The 17,379-nt window shown below is 39.7% G+C and carries 17 protein-coding genes and 1 pseudogene; 1 reads left to right on the top strand and 17 read right to left on the bottom strand.

Annotation, left to right across the window (positions count from 1 at the left end; genetic code table 11):
• Positions 1 to 127: 127 nt before the first annotated feature.
• Complete coding sequence (locus tag FIM66_RS06680; RefSeq protein ID WP_140600264.1) at positions 128 to 1,078, bottom strand: COG2958 family protein; 951 nt, start codon at positions 1,076 to 1,078, stop codon at positions 128 to 130.
• Positions 1,075 to 2,676, bottom strand: coding sequence for an ABC-F family ATP-binding cassette domain-containing protein (locus tag FIM66_RS06675; protein ID WP_140600263.1), 1,602 nt, complete (start codon positions 2,674 to 2,676; stop codon positions 1,075 to 1,077). The genes FIM66_RS06680 and FIM66_RS06675 overlap by 4 nt, the downstream gene beginning before the upstream one ends.
• Before the next feature lie 203 nt (positions 2,677 to 2,879).
• On the opposite strand from FIM66_RS06675, the gene FIM66_RS06670 reads away from it, so the two are divergent.
• A complete protein-coding gene (locus tag FIM66_RS06670; protein WP_194147165.1) occupies positions 2,880 to 3,857 on the top strand; it encodes a GMP reductase in 978 nt (325 codons plus the stop codon).
• A 126-nt stretch (positions 3,858 to 3,983) separates the two neighbouring features.
• Here the strand turns inward: FIM66_RS06670 and gmhA are convergent, their stop codons facing one another.
• From gmhA to cdh, 15 genes and pseudogenes are all read right to left on the bottom strand, one after another.
• The gene (gene gmhA / locus FIM66_RS06665) at positions 3,984 to 4,562 is read right to left on the bottom strand and encodes a D-sedoheptulose 7-phosphate isomerase (protein WP_140490560.1); all 579 of its coding nucleotides are present in this window, start codon (positions 4,560 to 4,562) and stop codon (positions 3,984 to 3,986) included.
• Positions 4,555 to 5,946 carry a D-glycero-beta-D-manno-heptose-7-phosphate kinase gene (gene rfaE1 / locus FIM66_RS06660; protein WP_140600262.1) on the bottom strand — a complete coding sequence of 464 codons (1,392 nt, stop codon included), beginning with the start codon at positions 5,944 to 5,946 and terminating at the stop codon, positions 4,555 to 4,557. The genes gmhA and rfaE1 overlap by 8 nt, the downstream gene beginning before the upstream one ends.
• Positions 5,943 to 6,935, bottom strand: a complete 993-nt coding sequence (gene rfaD, locus FIM66_RS06655; RefSeq protein ID WP_140490564.1) for an ADP-glyceromanno-heptose 6-epimerase — start codon at positions 6,933 to 6,935, stop codon at positions 5,943 to 5,945. Before rfaD ends, rfaE1 begins: the two co-directional genes overlap by 4 nt.
• Before the next feature lie 9 nt (positions 6,936 to 6,944).
• A complete protein-coding gene (gene gmhB / locus FIM66_RS06650; RefSeq protein WP_162979266.1) occupies positions 6,945 to 7,469 on the bottom strand; it encodes a D-glycero-beta-D-manno-heptose 1,7-bisphosphate 7-phosphatase in 525 nt (174 codons plus the stop codon).
• A complete protein-coding gene (locus FIM66_RS06645) occupies positions 7,456 to 8,214 on the bottom strand; it encodes a sulfite exporter TauE/SafE family protein (protein ID WP_120926707.1) in 759 nt (252 codons plus the stop codon). Before FIM66_RS06645 ends, gmhB begins: the two co-directional genes overlap by 14 nt.
• The gene (locus FIM66_RS06640) at positions 8,205 to 8,876 is read right to left on the bottom strand and encodes a type III pantothenate kinase (protein WP_120926705.1); all 672 of its coding nucleotides are present in this window, start codon (positions 8,874 to 8,876) and stop codon (positions 8,205 to 8,207) included. The genes FIM66_RS06645 and FIM66_RS06640 overlap by 10 nt, the downstream gene beginning before the upstream one ends.
• 4 nt (positions 8,877 to 8,880) lie before the next feature.
• Complete coding sequence (gene pgbB / locus FIM66_RS06635) at positions 8,881 to 10,506, bottom strand: plasminogen-binding protein PgbB (RefSeq protein ID WP_140490568.1); 1,626 nt, start codon at positions 10,504 to 10,506, stop codon at positions 8,881 to 8,883.
• Positions 10,507 to 10,510: 4 nt separating this feature from the next.
• Complete coding sequence (locus FIM66_RS06630; RefSeq protein WP_140490570.1) at positions 10,511 to 11,167, bottom strand: hypothetical protein; 657 nt, start codon at positions 11,165 to 11,167, stop codon at positions 10,511 to 10,513.
• Positions 11,164 to 11,601 carry a dUTP diphosphatase gene (dut, locus tag FIM66_RS06625; RefSeq protein ID WP_140490572.1) on the bottom strand — a complete coding sequence of 146 codons (438 nt, stop codon included), beginning with the start codon at positions 11,599 to 11,601 and terminating at the stop codon, positions 11,164 to 11,166. Before dut ends, FIM66_RS06630 begins: the two co-directional genes overlap by 4 nt.
• A complete protein-coding gene (greA, locus tag FIM66_RS06620) occupies positions 11,591 to 12,085 on the bottom strand; it encodes a transcription elongation factor GreA (RefSeq protein WP_140600261.1) in 495 nt (164 codons plus the stop codon). Before greA ends, dut begins: the two co-directional genes overlap by 11 nt.
• A gap of 40 nt (positions 12,086 to 12,125) precedes the next feature.
• Entirely contained in the window at positions 12,126 to 13,208 is a 1,083-nt protein-coding gene (gene lpxB / locus FIM66_RS06615) for a lipid-A-disaccharide synthase (protein ID WP_140490574.1), read from the bottom strand.
• The gene (gene mua / locus FIM66_RS06610) at positions 13,208 to 13,669 is read right to left on the bottom strand and encodes a nickel-binding protein Mua (protein ID WP_140500245.1); all 462 of its coding nucleotides are present in this window, start codon (positions 13,667 to 13,669) and stop codon (positions 13,208 to 13,210) included. The genes lpxB and mua overlap by 1 nt, the downstream gene beginning before the upstream one ends.
• Before the next feature lie 6 nt (positions 13,670 to 13,675).
• Positions 13,676 to 14,029: a hydrogenase/urease nickel incorporation protein HypA gene (gene hypA, locus FIM66_RS06605; RefSeq protein WP_140600260.1), complete on the bottom strand. Its 354-nt coding sequence runs from the start codon at positions 14,027 to 14,029 to the stop codon at positions 13,676 to 13,678.
• Between the two features lie 58 nt (positions 14,030 to 14,087).
• Positions 14,088 to 16,244: a flagellar hook protein FlgE gene (flgE, locus tag FIM66_RS06600; protein ID WP_140600259.1), complete on the bottom strand. Its 2,157-nt coding sequence runs from the start codon at positions 16,242 to 16,244 to the stop codon at positions 14,088 to 14,090.
• A gap of 210 nt (positions 16,245 to 16,454) precedes the next feature.
• A pseudogene (gene cdh / locus FIM66_RS06595) lies at positions 16,455 to 17,343 on the bottom strand (CDP-diacylglycerol diphosphatase).
• Positions 17,344 to 17,379 lie beyond the last annotated feature (36 nt).

The raw sequence follows: 17,379 nt of genomic DNA, 5'->3' as shown, positions 1-17,379 counted from the left end.
CCCTTAACCCCCTTAAGAAACCCCCTAACCCCCAAGACCGCTTTTTCAATAAGCTATCGCTTGATTAAAATCAAGCTCTTTGCTATTTTTTACAAAAACGCTTAAAGCGTTTTTAAAATCTCATTTTTTAAAAAGAAAGCGATGGGTTAGGGTATAACTCCTCTTTCTTTTTAACCTCATCAAATTCATCTTTATAGCGGTGTTGGTGGTTTGGATCATAATCCACAACGCTCTTTAAGAAACCGCTGAATTTTTCATTTTTCGTGCTAAGCTCTGAAGCCACGGTGTAATCAATCTTTTCTTTGTATTTAGCGTTCAATAAAATAGCGCTTTTATCCTCATCGGTTCTCAAATCAATCACGCCAATCCCAAAACTCGCATGCAAACGCTTCAACAAATCCATGAGTTTGGGATTATGCGTATCAATATGATGGCCCACTAAATACCCCTCATTAGAGCTGTTAGAAATCGCTTGAAAATAACATTTCCTGCAATTATTCACGCTGATTTCTTTTTTCAATTCAAAACTTACCAATTTAACGGGTAAAATGTCAAATTTCTTAGAAAAAGCGATTAAATTTTCATTAGACCATTCAGCGTGTAAAAACCTAACCCCCACCATGTCCGGATAAAGCCACCTGTCCATGCCTTTTGGCGATTTCGAACTCTCTTCATGAAAAATGGTTTTCGTGTAGCATTTCAAATTTTCATTAAAAAAAGCCATGTAAGTTAAAAAAGGGTGCAAATCCCTTTCATGCATGATTTTATTATGCGCGATTTTAACGCTTGAAACGCCGGGCTTTTCTATGTTTAAAACCGGATCGTTTGCCGCATCTTTTAAAGCGATTAAAACCGGTTTTTCTTGCGCTTTCAAAAAAGGCAACTCTTCGCCCTTATTTAAGGCGGTATAAATAAAGGCGCTAACGCTTCTATCTGGAGTGTTGCCCCCATAATCAAACATGTTTGTAATCTCGCCTTTTTCAAAAAGCTCTTTGGCTTTATCATACACTTCAGTAACCTTAATCGGTCCTGTAATCTCTAAAACGCTTTGAACGATTTCAATGTCTTGCGGTTTCATTTTTTGCTCGCTAAATACTCTTCATAACTGCCTTTAAAATCAATGATTTGAGCGCCTTTAGGGCTTGGGACTAATTCAATGATCCGGTTAGCATACGCATCAATGAGCTCTCTGTCATGGCTTATGCAAATCAGCGCCCCATCAAATTTAAAGAGCGCTTCGCCCAAAGCGATAATCGCTTCTAAATCCAAATGGTTGGTTGGCTCATCTAAGACTAAAAAATTCCCCCCCTCTAGCATGAGCTTGGATAAAACCATTCGGTGTTTTTCGCCCCCACTTAAAGCGTTCACGCACTTTTCTTGCTCTTCGCCATTAAAAAGCATCCTCCCTAAAGCGTTCCTAACCTCAGCGCTTTCAATCTTTTTATTGAAATTAAAGAGCCATTGATACAAGGTCTCTTCCCCGCTAATTTCTTCGCTCACGTTTTGAGGGAAATACCCTCTTGAAACCGTCGCTCCCCATTTCACCACGCCCGTATCCGGCTTTAACTCTTCTACTAAAATTTTACAAAGCGTGGATTTACCCACGCCGTTTGGCCCTATGAGGGCGATTTTATCTTTAGGCATCACTTTCAAGCTCACTTGATTTAAGATAATTTGCCCGTCATAACTTTTAGAGATATTTTCACACTCTAAAGCTTCATTCCCAATGGTGCGTTTGGGTTTAAAAATAATGCTAGGATCCCTCCTACTAGATACCGCTAAGCTTTGAATGTCTAATTTATCCAGTTGTTTTTGGCGGCTGGTGGCTTGCTTGGCTTTAGAAGCGTTAGCGCTAAAACGAGCGATGAATTTTTCTAGCTCTTCTTTTTCTTTGAGTTTTTTATTGCGTTCAGCCTCTTGCTGTTTAGCGATCAAGGTAGAAGCGATATACCAATCGTCATAATTCCCGCTAAATTCGCGCACGCTGTGAAAATCCAAATCTAAAATATGCGTGCATACCGCGTTTAAAAAATGCCTGTCATGGCTGATGACTACCATCGTGCCTTCATGGCGTTTGAGGTTGTTTTCTAGCCATTCAATGGCGTTTAAATCCAGGTTGTTCGTCGGCTCATCTAAAAGCAAAATATCCGGTTTAGGGAACAAAACTTGAGCGAGAAGGATTTTAAATTTATCGCTGCTTGGCAAGGTTTTCATCAAATCATTATGTTTAGAGCTAGGAATGCCTAAATCTTCTAGGATTTTTTCAATCACCACTTCGCATTCATACATGGGATCTTCTTCTACGCAAATGGTTTCCAACTCCCCTAATCTCGCATTCACTTTATCATCGCTCAAATCGCCCTCTGTGTATAAGCGCTCTTTTTCTTTGATAGCGTCATACAAACGCTTATTGCCTATCAAAACCGCATCTTTAAGGCTCAAATCTTCAAAAGCGTATTGATCCTGCCCTAAAACCCCCATTCTCATGCCGCTTGTGATGATGACTTCCCCACTGCTGCAATCAATGCTCTTGCTTAAAATCTTTAAAAAAGTGGACTTTCCTGCACCATTAGCCCCAATAAGCCCGTAGCGTTTGTTTTTATCCAGCTTGATATTCACGTTTTCAAACAATTTTTTAGTCGCATAGCGTTGCGTTAAGTTGATGGTTTGTAGCATCTTATGATTTCCTTATTTTTTGTGATCAGACTTATAGAAAGTTTATTGTAGCGTTTTCTTTGCAATATTGTATCCCTTGCTTATTATGGTTATTCATAAGGTCTTTGGCGCCCAAAATTTGATCGAGCCTATATCATTCTCTCTTGATTTTTTATTCAAATTAAGGTAAAAATAATGTTTTAAAGCAAAAAAGGATCAAGTCATTGAAAGTATTTGATTACGAAGATGTCCAACTCATTCCTAATAAATGCATTGTGAATAGCCGTTCAGAATGCGATACGACTGTTATTCTAGGCAAACATGCGTTTAAAATGCCCATAGTCCCGGCCAACATGCAAACAATCATCAACGAATCGATCGCAGAATTTCTAGCAGAAAATGGCTATTTCTACATCATGCACCGCTTTAATGGATCGGCAAGAATCCCGTTTGTCAAAAAAATGAAAGAACGCCAATGGATTAGTTCAATCAGTGTTGGGGTGAAAAAGGAAGAATATCTTTTGATAGAAGAGTTAGCCAAACAAGGATTAGCGCCAGACTATATCACGATCGATATTGCGCATGGCCATTCAAATTCTGTCATTGAAATGATCCAACGCATCAAAACGCGTTTGCCCGAAACTTTTGTGATTGCCGGGAATGTTGGTACGCCAGAAGCAGTCCGTGAATTAGAGAACGCCGGTGCTGACGCTACGAAAGTTGGCATCGGGCCTGGGAAAGTGTGTATCACTAAAATCAAAACAGGCTTTGGCACGGGTGGTTGGCAACTAGCAGCTCTTAGGTGGTGTGCTAAAGCAGCAAGAAAGCCCATTATTGCAGATGGCGGTATTCGCACGCATGGGGATATTGCAAAATCCATACGCTTTGGTGCGACAATGGTGATGATTGGCTCGCTTTTTGCAGGGCATGAAGAGTCATCTGGAGAAACAAAAATAGAAAATGGTGTCGCATATAAAGAATATTTCGGTTCGGCATCAGAGTTCCAAAAAGGTGAAAAGAAAAATGTTGAAGGTAAGAAAATTTGGATCCAACATAAAGGCTCATTAAAAGACACGCTGGTTGAAATGCATCAAGATTTGCAATCTTCAATCTCCTATGCGGGTGGGAGAGACCTTGAAGCAATTCGAAAAGTTGATTATGTGATTGTGAAAAATTCAATTTTCAATGGGGACACAATCTAAAAAAGATCAATGAAAGCGAAGACAGAAAAAATAGTCTTCACCCTCTTTTTCAAGCGATTTGCTTTGACTTGGGTTTTTGGTGTTTTTTGATCCTTTCTTTTTAATTCAAACGCATAGCCTTTGAATTTAGTTTTTGTGAGCGAAATGCCTTTCAATGCAATCGCATAAGATATGGATCATAAGAATGTGCATTTCTTGGATTCGTGGGGTGTCATCACTAGGGACAATCAAAGCCATATCGCTTAAAGGCTTCATTTTCCCCCCATCACGCCCCGCTAAGCTAAGCGTTTTCATCCCTAAATCTTTGGCTTTTTCATAAGCTTTTAGGACATTTTTGGAATTACCGCTTGTAGAAATCCCTATTAAAACATCTTCTTTATTCCCTAGCGCTTCCACTTGTCTGGCGAACACTTCTTCATAACCATAATCGTTCGCAATGGCGGTAAGGGCTGAGGTATCCGTGCTTAAACTTATCGCGCTCAAGCCTTTCCTTTCTAGTTTATAGCGCCCAGTCAATTCAGCGGCAAAATGTTGCGCATCGCTCGCGCTCCCTCCGTTACCGCAAATAAGGATCTTCCCTTGATTTTCTAAAGTTTCTATCAAAAGATGAACGCTTTGCTTTAACGCATCTTGCAAACTTTCTAAACTTTTTTCTAACGCTTCCTTATGGGCTAAAAATTCTTTTTGAATCAAATCATTAATCATTATGTGTCCTTTTAATTTTTTCTATGATAGCGCTTGTGGAATAACCTTCTTCAAACTCCATCAAACGGGTTTCTTTGGCCAACTCGCTCCCTATGATTTCTTTATTGAGGTAGTCCGCTCCCTTGACTAAAATATCAGGCTTTAGGGCTTGAATCAATTTTATTGGTGTGTCTTCTTCAAACACCACAACATAATCCACGCAAGACAAACTCGCTAAAAGAAACGCTCTGTCTTTTTCGCTCACTATGGGGCGTTTATCCCCTTTAAGCCTTTTAATGGAATTATCGCTATTTAACCCCACAATGAGAATATCCCCTAAAGCTTTAGCCTTTTGCAAATAGCTCGCATGCCCTTTATGGAGGAGGTCAAAACAGCCATTGGTGAAAACGATTTTTTGCTGGTTGTGTTCTAAAGTTTCTAACAGCTTTTCTAAAGGGAGGATTTTAGGGTGCGTTTGGTCCAAAATCAAAGCGATTTCTTCTAAACTCGCTAACGCGCTCCCCATTTTACCCACCACCACCGCCGCAGCCGCATTGGCAAACTCGCAAGCATCTTTTAGGCTCTTTGATTCTAATAAAGAAAGCGTTAAAGACGCGATCACCGTATCGCCTGCCCCCGTTACATCATAAACTTCTTTAGCGATAGTGGGGCAATTGACTAACTCGCCTTTTTCTAAAAAAGCGATGCCTTGTTCGCTCAAGGTTACTAAAGGCATAGCGATTTGATAAATTTCTTTTAAGATTTGGAGCGCTTTTGATAAATTCGCATGGCTGTCTAATTTCAAATGGAGCGCTTGCTCTAATTCAGCGCGATTAGGCGTGATCAAACTCGCATGGGAATATTTGCTATAATCCTTTCCTTTAGGGTCGCATAAAATGAGCTTGTGGTGTTGGTTGGCCAAAGTGATCATTTTTTGAGTGAGTTCAAAATCCAACACGCCCTTATTGTAATCTGAAAGGATCACGCCATCTATTTCTTGGATTTTTTCTGTGAAAAAATCTAAAAGTTTTTTTCTTAAATCAGCGTTTAAGGGGTCTTTGATTTCCTTATCCACGCGCGCGATTTGCTGGTTTTGCGCGATGATGCGCGTTTTAAGCGTGGTGCAACGGGTTTTATCTATTAAGACGCCTGAAGTGTCAATCCCTCTTGTTTTTAAAGCGCTAATGAAATGCTTGCCCTCTAAATCATCGCCCACTACCCCACATAAAAAAACTTTAGCTTTTAAAGAGGTAAGGTTATTAGCCACATTGGCCGCTCCGCCTAAATTCTTACTCTCTTTTTTGACTTCTAAAACAGGCACAGGGGCTTCAGGAGAAAGGCGTTCGCTCTTCCCCCACAAATAATAATCAGCGATCAGATCGCCTATGACTAAGATTTTTTTCATGCGTGTTGTTCTTTGAAAATCGCATGGATATGGGGCAAATAATCTTTAATGCCGCTTTCTAAATCGTATAAAGGGGTGTAATCTAAATCTAAAATAGTAGGCTCAATATGCGCTTGGGTGTGCTTTTGGAAAAAAGCGTAAGGGTTTTTAATATAGCTCACTTTAAAATCCCCTAAATGCTCTTTTAAAATGCTAACGATTTCATTATAACTCCTGGCTTGTGAATAACCCACATTATAAACCCCGCTTTTTTGAGCCTTCATCGCTTTCACATTCGCTTGGATCACATCTTCAATATAGACAAAATCCCTTAATTGCTCGCCAAATTCAAAAAGCTTGACTTCCTTAAACGCCATTGCGCTTAAAGCGAGTTGCAAAACCATGGAAGCGGTTTTTTCTTTATAAAATTCCCTAGGCCCATAGACATTAAAATACCTTAAGCCCACTTGAATGTTATCGCTTGAATGAGAGAGAACAAATTCGTCCATGCAAAGCTTGGAAAAGCCATAAACGTTTTCAGGGCTTTCGTTTGAGCCTACCACATTGGGGGCTTTGGTGTTGCCATAAACGCCCGCTGAAGAAGCATAAATCACTTTAGCTTTTTTTGATCGAGCGATTTCTAAAAGGTTTAAAAAAGCCTGATAATTGGTTTTCATCACTAATTCTTGATTGAGTATGGTCGTATCAGAGACAGCGGCCTGGTGGAACAAATAATCAAAATGCAATTTTTCTAAACGCCTTAAATCTAAGGGGTTATTAATATCAGCCGTGATCACCTCACCCTTAAAACCGATTAAATTCTTAAAATGCCCTAAAGAACTCGGGCGGTTATTACTGAAAAGCGTGTTACTGCGGAATTTATCCAAAATTACTACTTTAGCTTTAGGGTGGTTCTCTTGAAAATAAAAGGCCAAATTACTGCCTACAAAGCCAGCCCCACCGGTGATTAAAATCGTTTGATTTTCTAATCCATCATCAATATAACGCATGATTTATCCTTATTTAATCCAATCAATCATCTCCTTAAGATTTTTACATTGTATCCAAGAATGAGGAGTTTTTAAAAAATTTGCGCTCAATAAAAGGTTATTTTTAACTTTAGCGTTCAAGCCGGCTAACATGTCGCTCTCTTTATCGCCTATCATAAAAGATCGCTCCAAACAAATTTGATGCTCTTTAGCGGCTTGTAAAATCAAAGAGGGTTTTGGCTTCCTGCAAGCACAATTTTCTTCTGGAGCGTGCCTGCAAAAATAAACGCCGTCTAAATTAAAACCTAATTCTTTGAGCAAGCTTTCTTGGAGGTATTCAGTGAGTTGTTCAAAATCTTTAAGGGTGTAATAGCCTCGGTTGATCCCGGATTGGTTGGTGATTAAAAGCAATTTATAGCCTAAAGATTTCGCATGCTTTAGCAATTCAAAAATCCCTTTTTGAAACTCAAAATCTTCTTTTTGACTCACGTAACCTTTATCAATATTGATAATGCCGTCTCTGTCCAAAAAAAGGGCTTTGTTAGTGGTGATCATGAAAGTGGCCCTCTTGCTGTGGTGTGGCGTTATTTTGATGGCGCATCATATCGCTTTGATGATGCATCGCATGGGGTGCTTGGTGGCTAATGAGCATGATCCCCATATAAAGGACATAAAGCCCAAAAACCCCCATTAAACCTTTAGACAAAAGATTGAAAAATTTCCTGTAAGAGGTAGAAATTTTGCTTAAAAAAACCCCCATTAAAAACAACGGCACGCTAGTCCCAAGCCCAAAAGAAAGGCCTAGCATCGCTCCCATAAACGCGCTATGACTGAGAATCACGCTCGCTAAAAACGAATACACCATCATGCAAGGCAAAAACCCGTTCAACACGCCTAGAAAATATAACCCCAGAACGTTTTGAGATTGCAAGGTTTTTTTCATCAAAAAAGAGATAAAAGGGATTTGAAAGCTTAATTTTTCCGCTTTAGCTCCTAAGAGCGCTAAAAGGATTAAAACAATCCCCATGCTCATCAATAAAACGCCCCTAAAACCCATGCTCACGCTAAGACTATGCCCTAAACCTGCCGTTATAGCCCCTAAAAGCATGTAGGTGCTGATCCTCCCCACATTATAGAGGGCATGGCAAGCGATCTGGTAAGAAAAGCTTGTAACTTTAGAAAACCTTATTTGACTAAACGCGCTCACAATCCCCCCACACATGCCCACACAATGCCCTAAGGACATGCTCAAAGCGGCTAAAAACATGCCCAAAAAACTCAAATTCTGCATCATTTGCATTCTAGTATCCCTGCTTTTTTAAGAGCGATTTCCATCCCGTCAAAAACCAAACGCTCCTTGCAAACAGAATGAGGTAAAAACGTGCTCAAATACTTCGCATCGCCCCCACAAAGATAGATTTTTTGATCTTTGGCTAAATGCTGGATGCAAGCAATGACGCTCAAAATCATGCCGTAATTCACAGCGTCTCTGGTGTTTTTAGGTAAAACTTCTAAAGAATCTAAGGCTTTGAAAGGTTGCTCTAAGATTTTCGCGCTTTTTTTATACGCATGGGTGTATTGGGCTAAACCGGGTAAAATACACCCTCCTAAATGCCTGCCCTCTTTGACTAAATCTATCGTAATCGCGCTCCCAGCATCCACTATAACCCCATTAGCCACCGCTAAACACGCCATTTGTCGGTCTATCCCAAGCCCTATATAGTCGGTTTCTAAATGAAAAAACCCTGCAATATTCTTAGCGTTAGGGTAACAATTTAAAAGGGCTTTTTCATTTTCTTCATTCACGCTAATGTAAAAAATTTCCTTTTGAATACCCAAACGCTTTAAATCTTCTTTAGCGCTTGAAAAGAGCTGGTAGTTTTGCGCGAAATGGATGCGCGTGTTACCTATATCGCATAAAACCAGGTTTCTCAAATCTTTGAAAGATTGCCTAGCTGGCATAGGCCTACTTCTTATTCATTTCTAAAGCTTTTCTTCTTTCTTCAAGCTCTTTTTCATCTCTTTCTTGATGCTCTCTCGCTCTTTGTTCAAATTCCCTCGCTCTTTGTTCGGCTTTGGCTTTTTTCTTTTCTTCTTTCAAGCGGCGTTTTTCTTCTTTAGAGCTTGGTTTTGGTGCTTCTTTTTTAACAGCGTTCTCTTTTGAAATAGGAGCGTTTTGTTTTTCTTGTTTTTCTTTTACGCCTTGTTGGATAGCGCTATTTTGATCCTTAATAGGCTCAGGCCTTCTGGTTTTAATCTCTTCTTCTTCAAACCCGCTATTTCTTGGTTTAACTTTGTTTTCTTCTAAAGGCTTTTCTTTAGCTTTATGCCTTTCTTGCAAATAAATAGGAGCGTTCCCTTTTTCGCCTTTTTGAGATTTTTTAGATGCCGGTTTTTCTACAACCGGGTAAAGCTTGGGCTTAAAATCGTTATAATCTAAATAGTAGCGATCGTAATACACCCGATTTTTATCATAAAACACCCCTTTATCCAAACGATTGGATGAAAAAAACTTAAAACTGCCTATAGACGGCGTTTTATAGACATTATACGAATCAAAATCATTCAAATCCACCTCTATCACATACCCTCGTTTTTCTAAAGAATACAATTTATTGTGGTTTAATACAATCGTGTTGAGCGAAGCGAAGGGCAGTTTCACGCTGTTTAATTCCCTCAAACTCTTATCCATTTGCAAAATCTGCCCATCTAAAGTCAGCACATATAAAGTCCCCTTATCATAGAGCAAATCTATAATATCCCCATCATAGTTGAACTCTTGACCGCTCACGACTGAGAGTATCCTTTTCCCTGTAGAAGCGATCATGTTATTGCCATCTACGATAAGGTAAGTGATATTGTTAAAAAACTTATCGCTGCTGATAACAATGTTTCTAATAGGCGTAGGGTTTCCATGCACATAATCCACGACCAACAAGCGCCCATCTAGCATGGGGAATACCACGACTGTATCCATAAAAATAGGCATCGCCATTAAAGAATTGATCGTGGTGCTTGGAGAACCTTTCTCACTAAAAAGCAATTTTTGAGAAGTGATGTCGTATAAATTCGCTGAATTGTCCGCTAACACCACCGCTAAAAGATTCCCTTTAACGCTCGCGCTCAAGGCAAAAGTTTCCAAAGGAATGATGATAGATTGTTGGCTGGCGTTAGGGTTATTGCTAATCAATTCCACTTGATGGCAGACTTTATCTTGGACTTCCGCTTCAACGCCCTTTAATTTCAATTCCGTTTCTTCAGTCTTAGCCACCTTTTTTTTGCTTGTTTTTTTATCAATCTTGTTCAAACAATCTTGCGCAAGGATGAAAAACCCTTGACTCTCATTTAAAAAACTGCTTTCGTAATTGAAGTTCTTACCGATTCTTAGTTGCGTTAAACCTTTATCGCCTATAACCGCTCCATTTTTCAAAATGGCTCCATAACGATTGGACGAAACGATACTTTCTTGCAAATGGTTAGGGAAATACGCTTCGCCTTTAACTTGGTGTTTAGCAGGTTTGAAGTATTTTTTCATGTTACAGCCACTAAAGACAATTAGGGCTATGAGTGAGATTAAAAATGGTTTATTCATCAAATCAATGCGTTCCTTGAATAGTTTCTTTTTTTAGATTAGTTGGTTTGGAAGGGTTTTGCTGAATATCTTCTAACATTCCATAGTGTTTTAAGATAGAGATTATAGCATAGAGTGAAGAACTTAGAGGGATAGCGGATAAACTTTGATGCGCTTTTTTGATTGCGTCTTTAGAATTTTCTTCATACAACAAGTTCACTTCTTGTAAAGCGCTCATTTCTTTAAGAATGGGGCTTTTTTCAAGCAAGTTTTTATCTCTAGAGAGCGATGCGTAAGAATATTTAGCGAAAATTTTAACGATTTCATTAGAAGATTGCGAAAGTTTTTTAAACTCGTTTGCATCGTTTCTTTCACTCGCTCTGGCGAATTGATACAAGTCATACAACTCTGGGGCGACTTCTTTCAATCTTTTTTGCAAAGCTATATTATTAGGACTCTCTAGCACTTCGTTATAAATTTGAGTGATCCGCTCTTTCGTTTGCTCATGCTTATAATCTTGTAATTTTGTATCCCCTAAATAAGCGATAAAAGCCACCACAATAAACAACAACACCCACTTGTAGCGTTTGAAAAACTTTTCTAATCTAAACGCCCCCTCTAAAAGCTTTTCATCGCTTTTGAATTCGCTTTTAACCTGCTCTAAATTTTCCTTAATACTCATGCCTTGCTCACTCCTGTGCTGCCAAACCCTCCGCTACCCCTTGAAGTTTCATCTAATTGTTCGCATTCTATAAATTCGGCTTTATAAGTTTTTTGAACCACCCCTTGAGCGATCCTATCCCCTACTTGAACTTTAAAACCTTTATCACTCAAATTCGCTAAAATGACCTTAATTTCGCCCCTATAATCATTATCCACCGTGCCAGGGGAATTTAATACCATCACCTGATGATTCAAAGCCAAACCGCTACGGGTGCGCACTTGCAATTCATACCCCACTTCTAAAGACAAACAAATCCCTATTTTCACCAACCCCACGCTATGAGGTTTGATCGTTACTTCTTCTACAGCGTGCAAATCAAAGCCTGAAGAACCCTCGGTTTGGTATTTAGGGATAAGGGCGTTTGGGTGGATTTTTTGGATTTTAATTTTCATCAAAACAAATCTCTTTATAATAAATGTCTAAAATTTCAAAATCGCTCTCGCCATTGGGTAATTGAATGCTCACCGCATCACCCTTGCTCTTGCCTATCAAACTCTTAGCGATCGGCGAACCAAAAGAGATTAACCCTTTAGCCGGATCGCTCTCCACACTCCCTACTATCGTGTAAGAAAACTCTTTATCGTTGTCTAAATTAAGGATTTTAATCGTGCTCCCAAAACTCACTTTATTATGGGCTAAAGCGCTCGGATCAATCACTTGAGCGTTAGCGACAATCTCGCTTAAATCCACGATCCTCGCTTCAATGAAGCGTTGTTTTTCTTTAGCGGCATGGTATTCAGCGTTTTCTTTCAAATCCCCATGCCCTCTAGCAATATCAATTTCTTTCACAATATTAGGCCGTTCCACCTCTTTTAATTGCTTTAATTCCGCGCAAATCTTATTGTATCCATGCATACTCATAAATTCTTTATTCATTTAATCTCCTAAGCTTATTCAGTAGAGATTATAGTAAAAATTAAGTTAAATTCAGCAAAAAAGCCATTTCATTAGCGATTTTTCTCGCACTCCCACTGGCTAAATATTCCCTTAATCTCAAACTTTCTTTAAAATAGCGCTCTCTGTCCATTTCTTCATACGCTTTTAACAAACCCTCTACGCTCAAAAAATGCTGGATCAATTCTGGGTGCAATTGGCTCTCTCCAAGCCCTGGAGTTTCATCATTTAAGGCGTTATAAAAGATATTCGCTAAACCTATATAATGCAAATTGACAAGCATTCTAGCAATCAAAAAATCCATCGTTTTAGCCCTATACGCTAACACAAAAGGCGTGCCAATCAAAGCGGCCTCTAAAGTCGCTGTGCCGCTGCAAATGAACGCAAATTCCGCTTCAAATAAACTTTTATGCGCATCATAAGAAATTTCAAATAATTTAATGTCTTCTCCATAAAGGGCTTTCAAATCCAATCCCTTAAAGAAACTCGGCACCACCAACACACGCCTTTTAAACCCTTCGTTTTGTTCTAAAATTTGAGCCGCTTTGACAAATAAAGGGAATATTTTAGCGATTTCACTTTTCCTACTTCCTGGCATGAACACTAGAGTTTCGCCCTTAATATCTTTTTTATAGTATTTAATTTCATCTAATAAAGGGTGTCCTACATATTGGGCTTTTTTTTGGTAATAGCCCACTTCAAAAGGCAAAATCGCTCCCAAAAAATCGCAGTATTTTTCAAGACTTTTAGCGCGCCATTTTTTCCATGCCCAAACTTGCGGTAAAATATAATACATGATTTTTTTATGCGGATCTTGTTTTTTGATTTTTTTGGCTAGGGGGATATTGAAAGAAGAAGAATCCATTAAAAGCACCATATCCGCTTGTTTGGCTAATTGGACCATTTCTTTATGGGCTTTGAGTAAAAACCCCAAACGGCCTATCACGTCTCTAAAACCCATGACAGAAAATTCCCTAGGGCTATAGAGCGCTTCTTCCCCTTCAAACACGCCAATGAAACGATAATCTTTAGGTAAATTGCGGCGTAATTCTTCTAAATGAACATTAGAGCTCGCTTCTAAAGCGCTCACTAAAATCGTGGGCATTATTTGTCTTTCAAAAGGTTTTGGACTTGATAGAGCTTGATTTCTTTATGCAAATCCCTCAATTCAATTTTGAGCAACGAATTTTCAAAATCTTTTTTAGAGAGATGGTTTTTTAAAAGCCTGTTTTCGCGCAAAACGCTGCGGTATTGCAAGTAAATCCCTTCATCAAACACGCGCTTGCTTGGTTTTGCCATTATAACCTGATTATCACTAGTGAAAACCTCCACCTCTTCAAGGGCTTTAGGGAAAATCACATCCTCTTCTGTAATTTGTGTTTCTTTGTTTAAGCGGGAGCTTTCTTTTTCTAATTTTTTTTGATAAATTTCTTGCTTCAAACCTTTTAAAGCACTCTTTTTCTTACGCAAGATTTCTTGGACTTGCTTCAATTCCAAACGGATTTTTTTTAAAACTCCTCTAGTGTCTTCAATTTCTTGCTGGTAAGCGTTCAATTCGTCTTGCATGGGTTTTTATTCCGCTAACATTTCTAAAGACAACAAACGCATTTCGTTGCCTTGAATGATAATAACATTCTTGCTGTGGCATTTCTCACACACCCCATAATCTAGTGCGTTAGGCTTAAAAACATGCGAACAATCCTTGCATTCTAATTCAACCTTTTCATCTACAATGTCTAAAATAGCGTCTTTACACACCAAAGATTCTTCTCTAAAAGTCTCAAACGCGCTCACAAACAAGCTCTTATCCATAGCACTTCTTTCGCCAATACCGACCACGACTCTTTCAATCTTATGGGCTTTATTTTTCTCCGCATGCTCTTCGCAAAGAGCGATTAAAGAAGAAACGACCGAGTATTCATGCATACTAAACCTTAATCTTTAAATTAGCCCCTATTATATTGTATTAGAGTAATCCTTTGGTTTATTGCTTAAGATTCAATAGGGTGTTAAGGATTTGATCGGATGTGGTTACCGCTTTAGAGTTCGCTTGAAACCCCCTTTGAACCACAATCAAATTCGTTAAACTCCGGCTCAAATCCACATTACTAGACTCTAGTTTGGATCCTGAAATTGAACCCCTACGCCCCGTATTAGCCGCGCCGATTAAGGCTTGCCCTGAGTTTCCGGTTTGAGAAAAGACATTCCCACCTAAAGCCTGTAAGCCCGCATCGTTAGCGAAATTCGCTAAAGCCACTTGAGCGAGCGCTAAAGTCCTGCCATTACTGAACGCCCCTAAAAGCACCCCATCTGAATCAAAGCGAACATCCATCAAATCGCCCGCTTGATAGCCGTTTTGCTCAATCGCATAAGTTTCAGAAATCTTATCCACGCTCGTGAGTCCATCAAAACTCCCTGAGGAACCAAAGGCTAAATTGATGCGTTGGGGGGCATCAGCGCCATTTTTAGGGTCAAATTGCAAAAGAGGCGGGTTCATGCCTGCAAGCGATCCGTCGTTATTAAAATGCAAACGGCCTCCCTCAAACACATTAGGCCTAGCCGCTGACCCCCCTACTAATTCCCCAGGCTCAGGCACGATCACTCTAAAATTCCATTCCGCTCCCCCACTCCTATAAAACTCAATACGCATGGCGTGTTTAGTGCCTAAGCTGTCTATCACATCAATGCTTGTCGCATGGGTAGCGTGGGTGAATTTAGAACTGCTCGCTGACGCTCCTCCTTCAATTAAAGAAGCGGTATTAAGCCCTTTCATGGCGTTTTTAAACAAAACATTGTTCGTTACGCTGTCTGAAGAATACCCGCTCACAAAGATATTGAGATTTTCTTTAATGACATTTTTATTGTCTTTATTATTGATTTCAAACATGCCGTATTGGTTGATTGTAACCCCTATAGAAGCCGCTGAGTCCTGGTAATTGTCCGCTAAACTAGGATCTTTAACGATATTAGCGTCATGCTGGATTAAGGCGCGCAAGTCTTCAGTGGTCCTAAACTGCCCAATATCCGCATTAGGGCTGATAGAATGCGTATAACTATATTTGAAAGCCGTTACATCTTTATCGCCGTCTAAAAAGTTAGCGAACGCCCCGGTTCCGGCTTGAGTAACCACAATGTTTTTAAGCTTTTCATCGCCGTCCAATTCATTGGTGTTTTCCAAACGCAATTGCTTGCCGTCCAAATAAGCTTCAATCCCTGTTTGGCTTTTGACCGCATTGATCGCATTTTTCGCCGCTACTAAGCTTGAAGTCCGGCTCACCGCTGAATCGTTCATGAAAGAAATCTTAACCCCATTCAATTCAAGCGTGCTGTTTTCTGCAGAAGGGAGGATGTCTTTGACCATTTTTGCGCTCTTATAGCTCACCCAAATCCCTTGATTTTCATTCAATAAAAGAGCGTCGCCATCTTCATTGTATAAAGATCCCATGTCTTCGGCGACTTGAGTTAGATTCGTGCTTGAATCATACACTGGATTAATACCATCTGAAGGGGTTTTAGCTGAAGAATCCAAAGCAAATATCGCCGCTGTTTGATCCGCATGCCTTCCAGCGTTTAAATTCGCCCTCATAGAAATGCGGTTACTCGCTCTGGCTGGCATCACCATTCCCGGATCAATTCTAATGTTTTCTAAAGGACCTGTGTTATCCACTTTTAAAGCGTCCGTATCGCTCCCTTTATTGCCGGTATCGCTCCCGTTTCTCACCCACCCTTGCACTACAAGCCCGCCGGTGGTAACCAAACTCCCTTGCGAGTCAAAAAGAAACTCCCCATCTCTAGTGAAATTGCGCGTGATCCCCCTATCAGGGCTAATGATAAAAAAGCCATCGCCTTGAATCGCTAGATCGGTTTTGACATCTGTGTTTTGGATATTGCCTTGTGAAAAGATTTTAGTCGTCGCATCCACGCCTACCCCAAGCCCCACAGAAAAGTCATTCTGCCCTGCTAACCCGTTTTTATAGGGTGCGGTAGCGATGAGTTTGACTTGAGAGAGCATATCCACAAAAGAAGCCCTAGAATATTTAAAACCAGTGGTATTCACATTCGCAATATTATTACTCTCAATATCCAAAGCGATTTGGTGGGCTTGCATCCCATTGACACCAGACCATAAAGACCTAAGCATGGTTATCCTTTAATTTAAAGAAATTCAATCTATGCAAAATAAAGCAAAAGTTGTTCCTAAATGGCTTTTTAGAATGATTGGTTGCGGATTTTAAAGTTTTGTCAATAAAAAAGATCAGTCAAATTCATAAGGGGATAGGGGGTTTTGCAACACCACCCCCCAATAACGCTTTTTAAAGACTATCGCTCAAATTTAAGAACCTAACTCGCTTTAGCGCAAAATCGCGCATTCATGATCTTGAATTTCTTCGGCTGAAGCGCGATTCAAAGTCAATGGGTTAAATTGTGTCGCTAACAAGACAAAGGAGTTATCGCTCTGTTGCACCACCGCCAAGCCATAGTCTCCCATGCGTTTGTGCACGTTAGGCACTTCTTTATTAAGCATGATAAACGGGCTTTTTTGCGCTAATTCGCTCTCTGTTACCCGACGCGCCAAATATTTATGCCCGTTCAAGCCACCTGATAATGGCGACCAACGGCTGTTGATATTTTTTAGATTATTATCCAGCTGTTTGCGCGCATCAAGGCTAATGCAAGAAATATGGATGTGAAAATGGTTTTGCGATCGCCCTTTGCTAGAGTTAATCGTCAAAGAAATCGCGCTATCAGGAATGGGTTTGCCGTATTTTTTACTCATAAAATCGCGTGCTTGCCATGATAAATAAAAAAAGTTAGGCGTGGAAAAATCAAGCAACAAAGGGCTTTCAATGCCGCTAATGTGGGTTGTTGGCATCAACAAATATTGCAACGGGCCGTTAATATCTTTTAAAACCACATAGCCGGCATCGGGTTTGACTTCTATGCATGGCGAAGGATTCTGATTTTTCTCATAATTGGGCAAACATTTCTCAAAAACAATCTTACGCAACACATTCGGATCTTTAGCGTTTAAACTCATAACAGCGATAGCCACCACCGCTAAAAAAAGAAAGCCCGCTTTTTTCATCTTTTTTGCTCCTTGTTTTTAATGAGAGTTTTTACAAACCCTCTCGTTATTTTTCTACAATAGCGGTTAAAATCTTTAATCATTATGATTATTTTAATGAATTTTAACTTATTTGCTCCATTTAGTAACCTATTTTAAAAAGAGATTTTTGAATGCTAACTAGAAAAAATTTAAAAAGCGATCTTAGGGG

The organism is Helicobacter pylori (assembly GCF_006439795.1).
GTDB classification, from domain to species: domain Bacteria; phylum Campylobacterota; class Campylobacteria; order Campylobacterales; family Helicobacteraceae; genus Helicobacter; species Helicobacter pylori_CR.
Note: the sequence above shows the minus strand (reverse complement) of the source record. Positions and strands in the feature narration are given on the sequence as shown.

Coding starts and splice junctions, on each gene's coding strand:
- rfaE1 (WP_140600262.1), bottom strand. CDS start 5,946: ATGAAAAAAATCTTAGTCATAGGCGATCTGATCGCTGATTATTATTTG.
- hypA (WP_140600260.1), bottom strand. CDS start 14,029: ATGCATGAATACTCGGTCGTTTCTTCTTTAATCGCTCTTTGCGAAGAG.
- FIM66_RS06640 (WP_120926705.1), bottom strand. CDS start 8,876: ATGCCAGCTAGGCAATCTTTCAAAGATTTGAGAAACCTGGTTTTATGC.
- pgbB (WP_140490568.1), bottom strand. CDS start 10,506: ATGAATAAACCATTTTTAATCTCACTCATAGCCCTAATTGTCTTTAGT.
- greA (WP_140600261.1), bottom strand. CDS start 12,085: ATGAATAAAGAATTTATGAGTATGCATGGATACAATAAGATTTGCGCG.
- FIM66_RS06675 (WP_140600263.1), bottom strand. CDS start 2,676: ATGCTACAAACCATCAACTTAACGCAACGCTATGCGACTAAAAAATTG.
- FIM66_RS06645 (WP_120926707.1), bottom strand. CDS start 8,214: ATGCAAATGATGCAGAATTTGAGTTTTTTGGGCATGTTTTTAGCCGCT.
- mua (WP_140500245.1), bottom strand. CDS start 13,669: ATGCAAGACGAATTGAACGCTTACCAGCAAGAAATTGAAGACACTAGA.
- flgE (WP_140600259.1), bottom strand. CDS start 16,244: ATGCTTAGGTCTTTATGGTCTGGTGTCAATGGGATGCAAGCCCACCAA.
- rfaD (WP_140490564.1), bottom strand. CDS start 6,935: ATGCGTTATATTGATGATGGATTAGAAAATCAAACGATTTTAATCACC.
- lpxB (WP_140490574.1), bottom strand. CDS start 13,208: ATGCCCACGATTTTAGTGAGCGCTTTAGAAGCGAGCTCTAATGTTCAT.
- FIM66_RS06680 (WP_140600264.1), bottom strand. CDS start 1,078: ATGAAACCGCAAGACATTGAAATCGTTCAAAGCGTTTTAGAGATTACA.
- gmhA (WP_140490560.1), bottom strand. CDS start 4,562: ATGATTAATGATTTGATTCAAAAAGAATTTTTAGCCCATAAGGAAGCG.
- FIM66_RS06630 (WP_140490570.1), bottom strand. CDS start 11,167: ATGAGTATTAAGGAAAATTTAGAGCAGGTTAAAAGCGAATTCAAAAGC.
- gmhB (WP_162979266.1), bottom strand. CDS start 7,469: ATGATCACCACTAACAAAGCCCTTTTTTTGGACAGAGACGGCATTATC.
- dut (WP_140490572.1), bottom strand. CDS start 11,601: ATGAAAATTAAAATCCAAAAAATCCACCCAAACGCCCTTATCCCTAAA.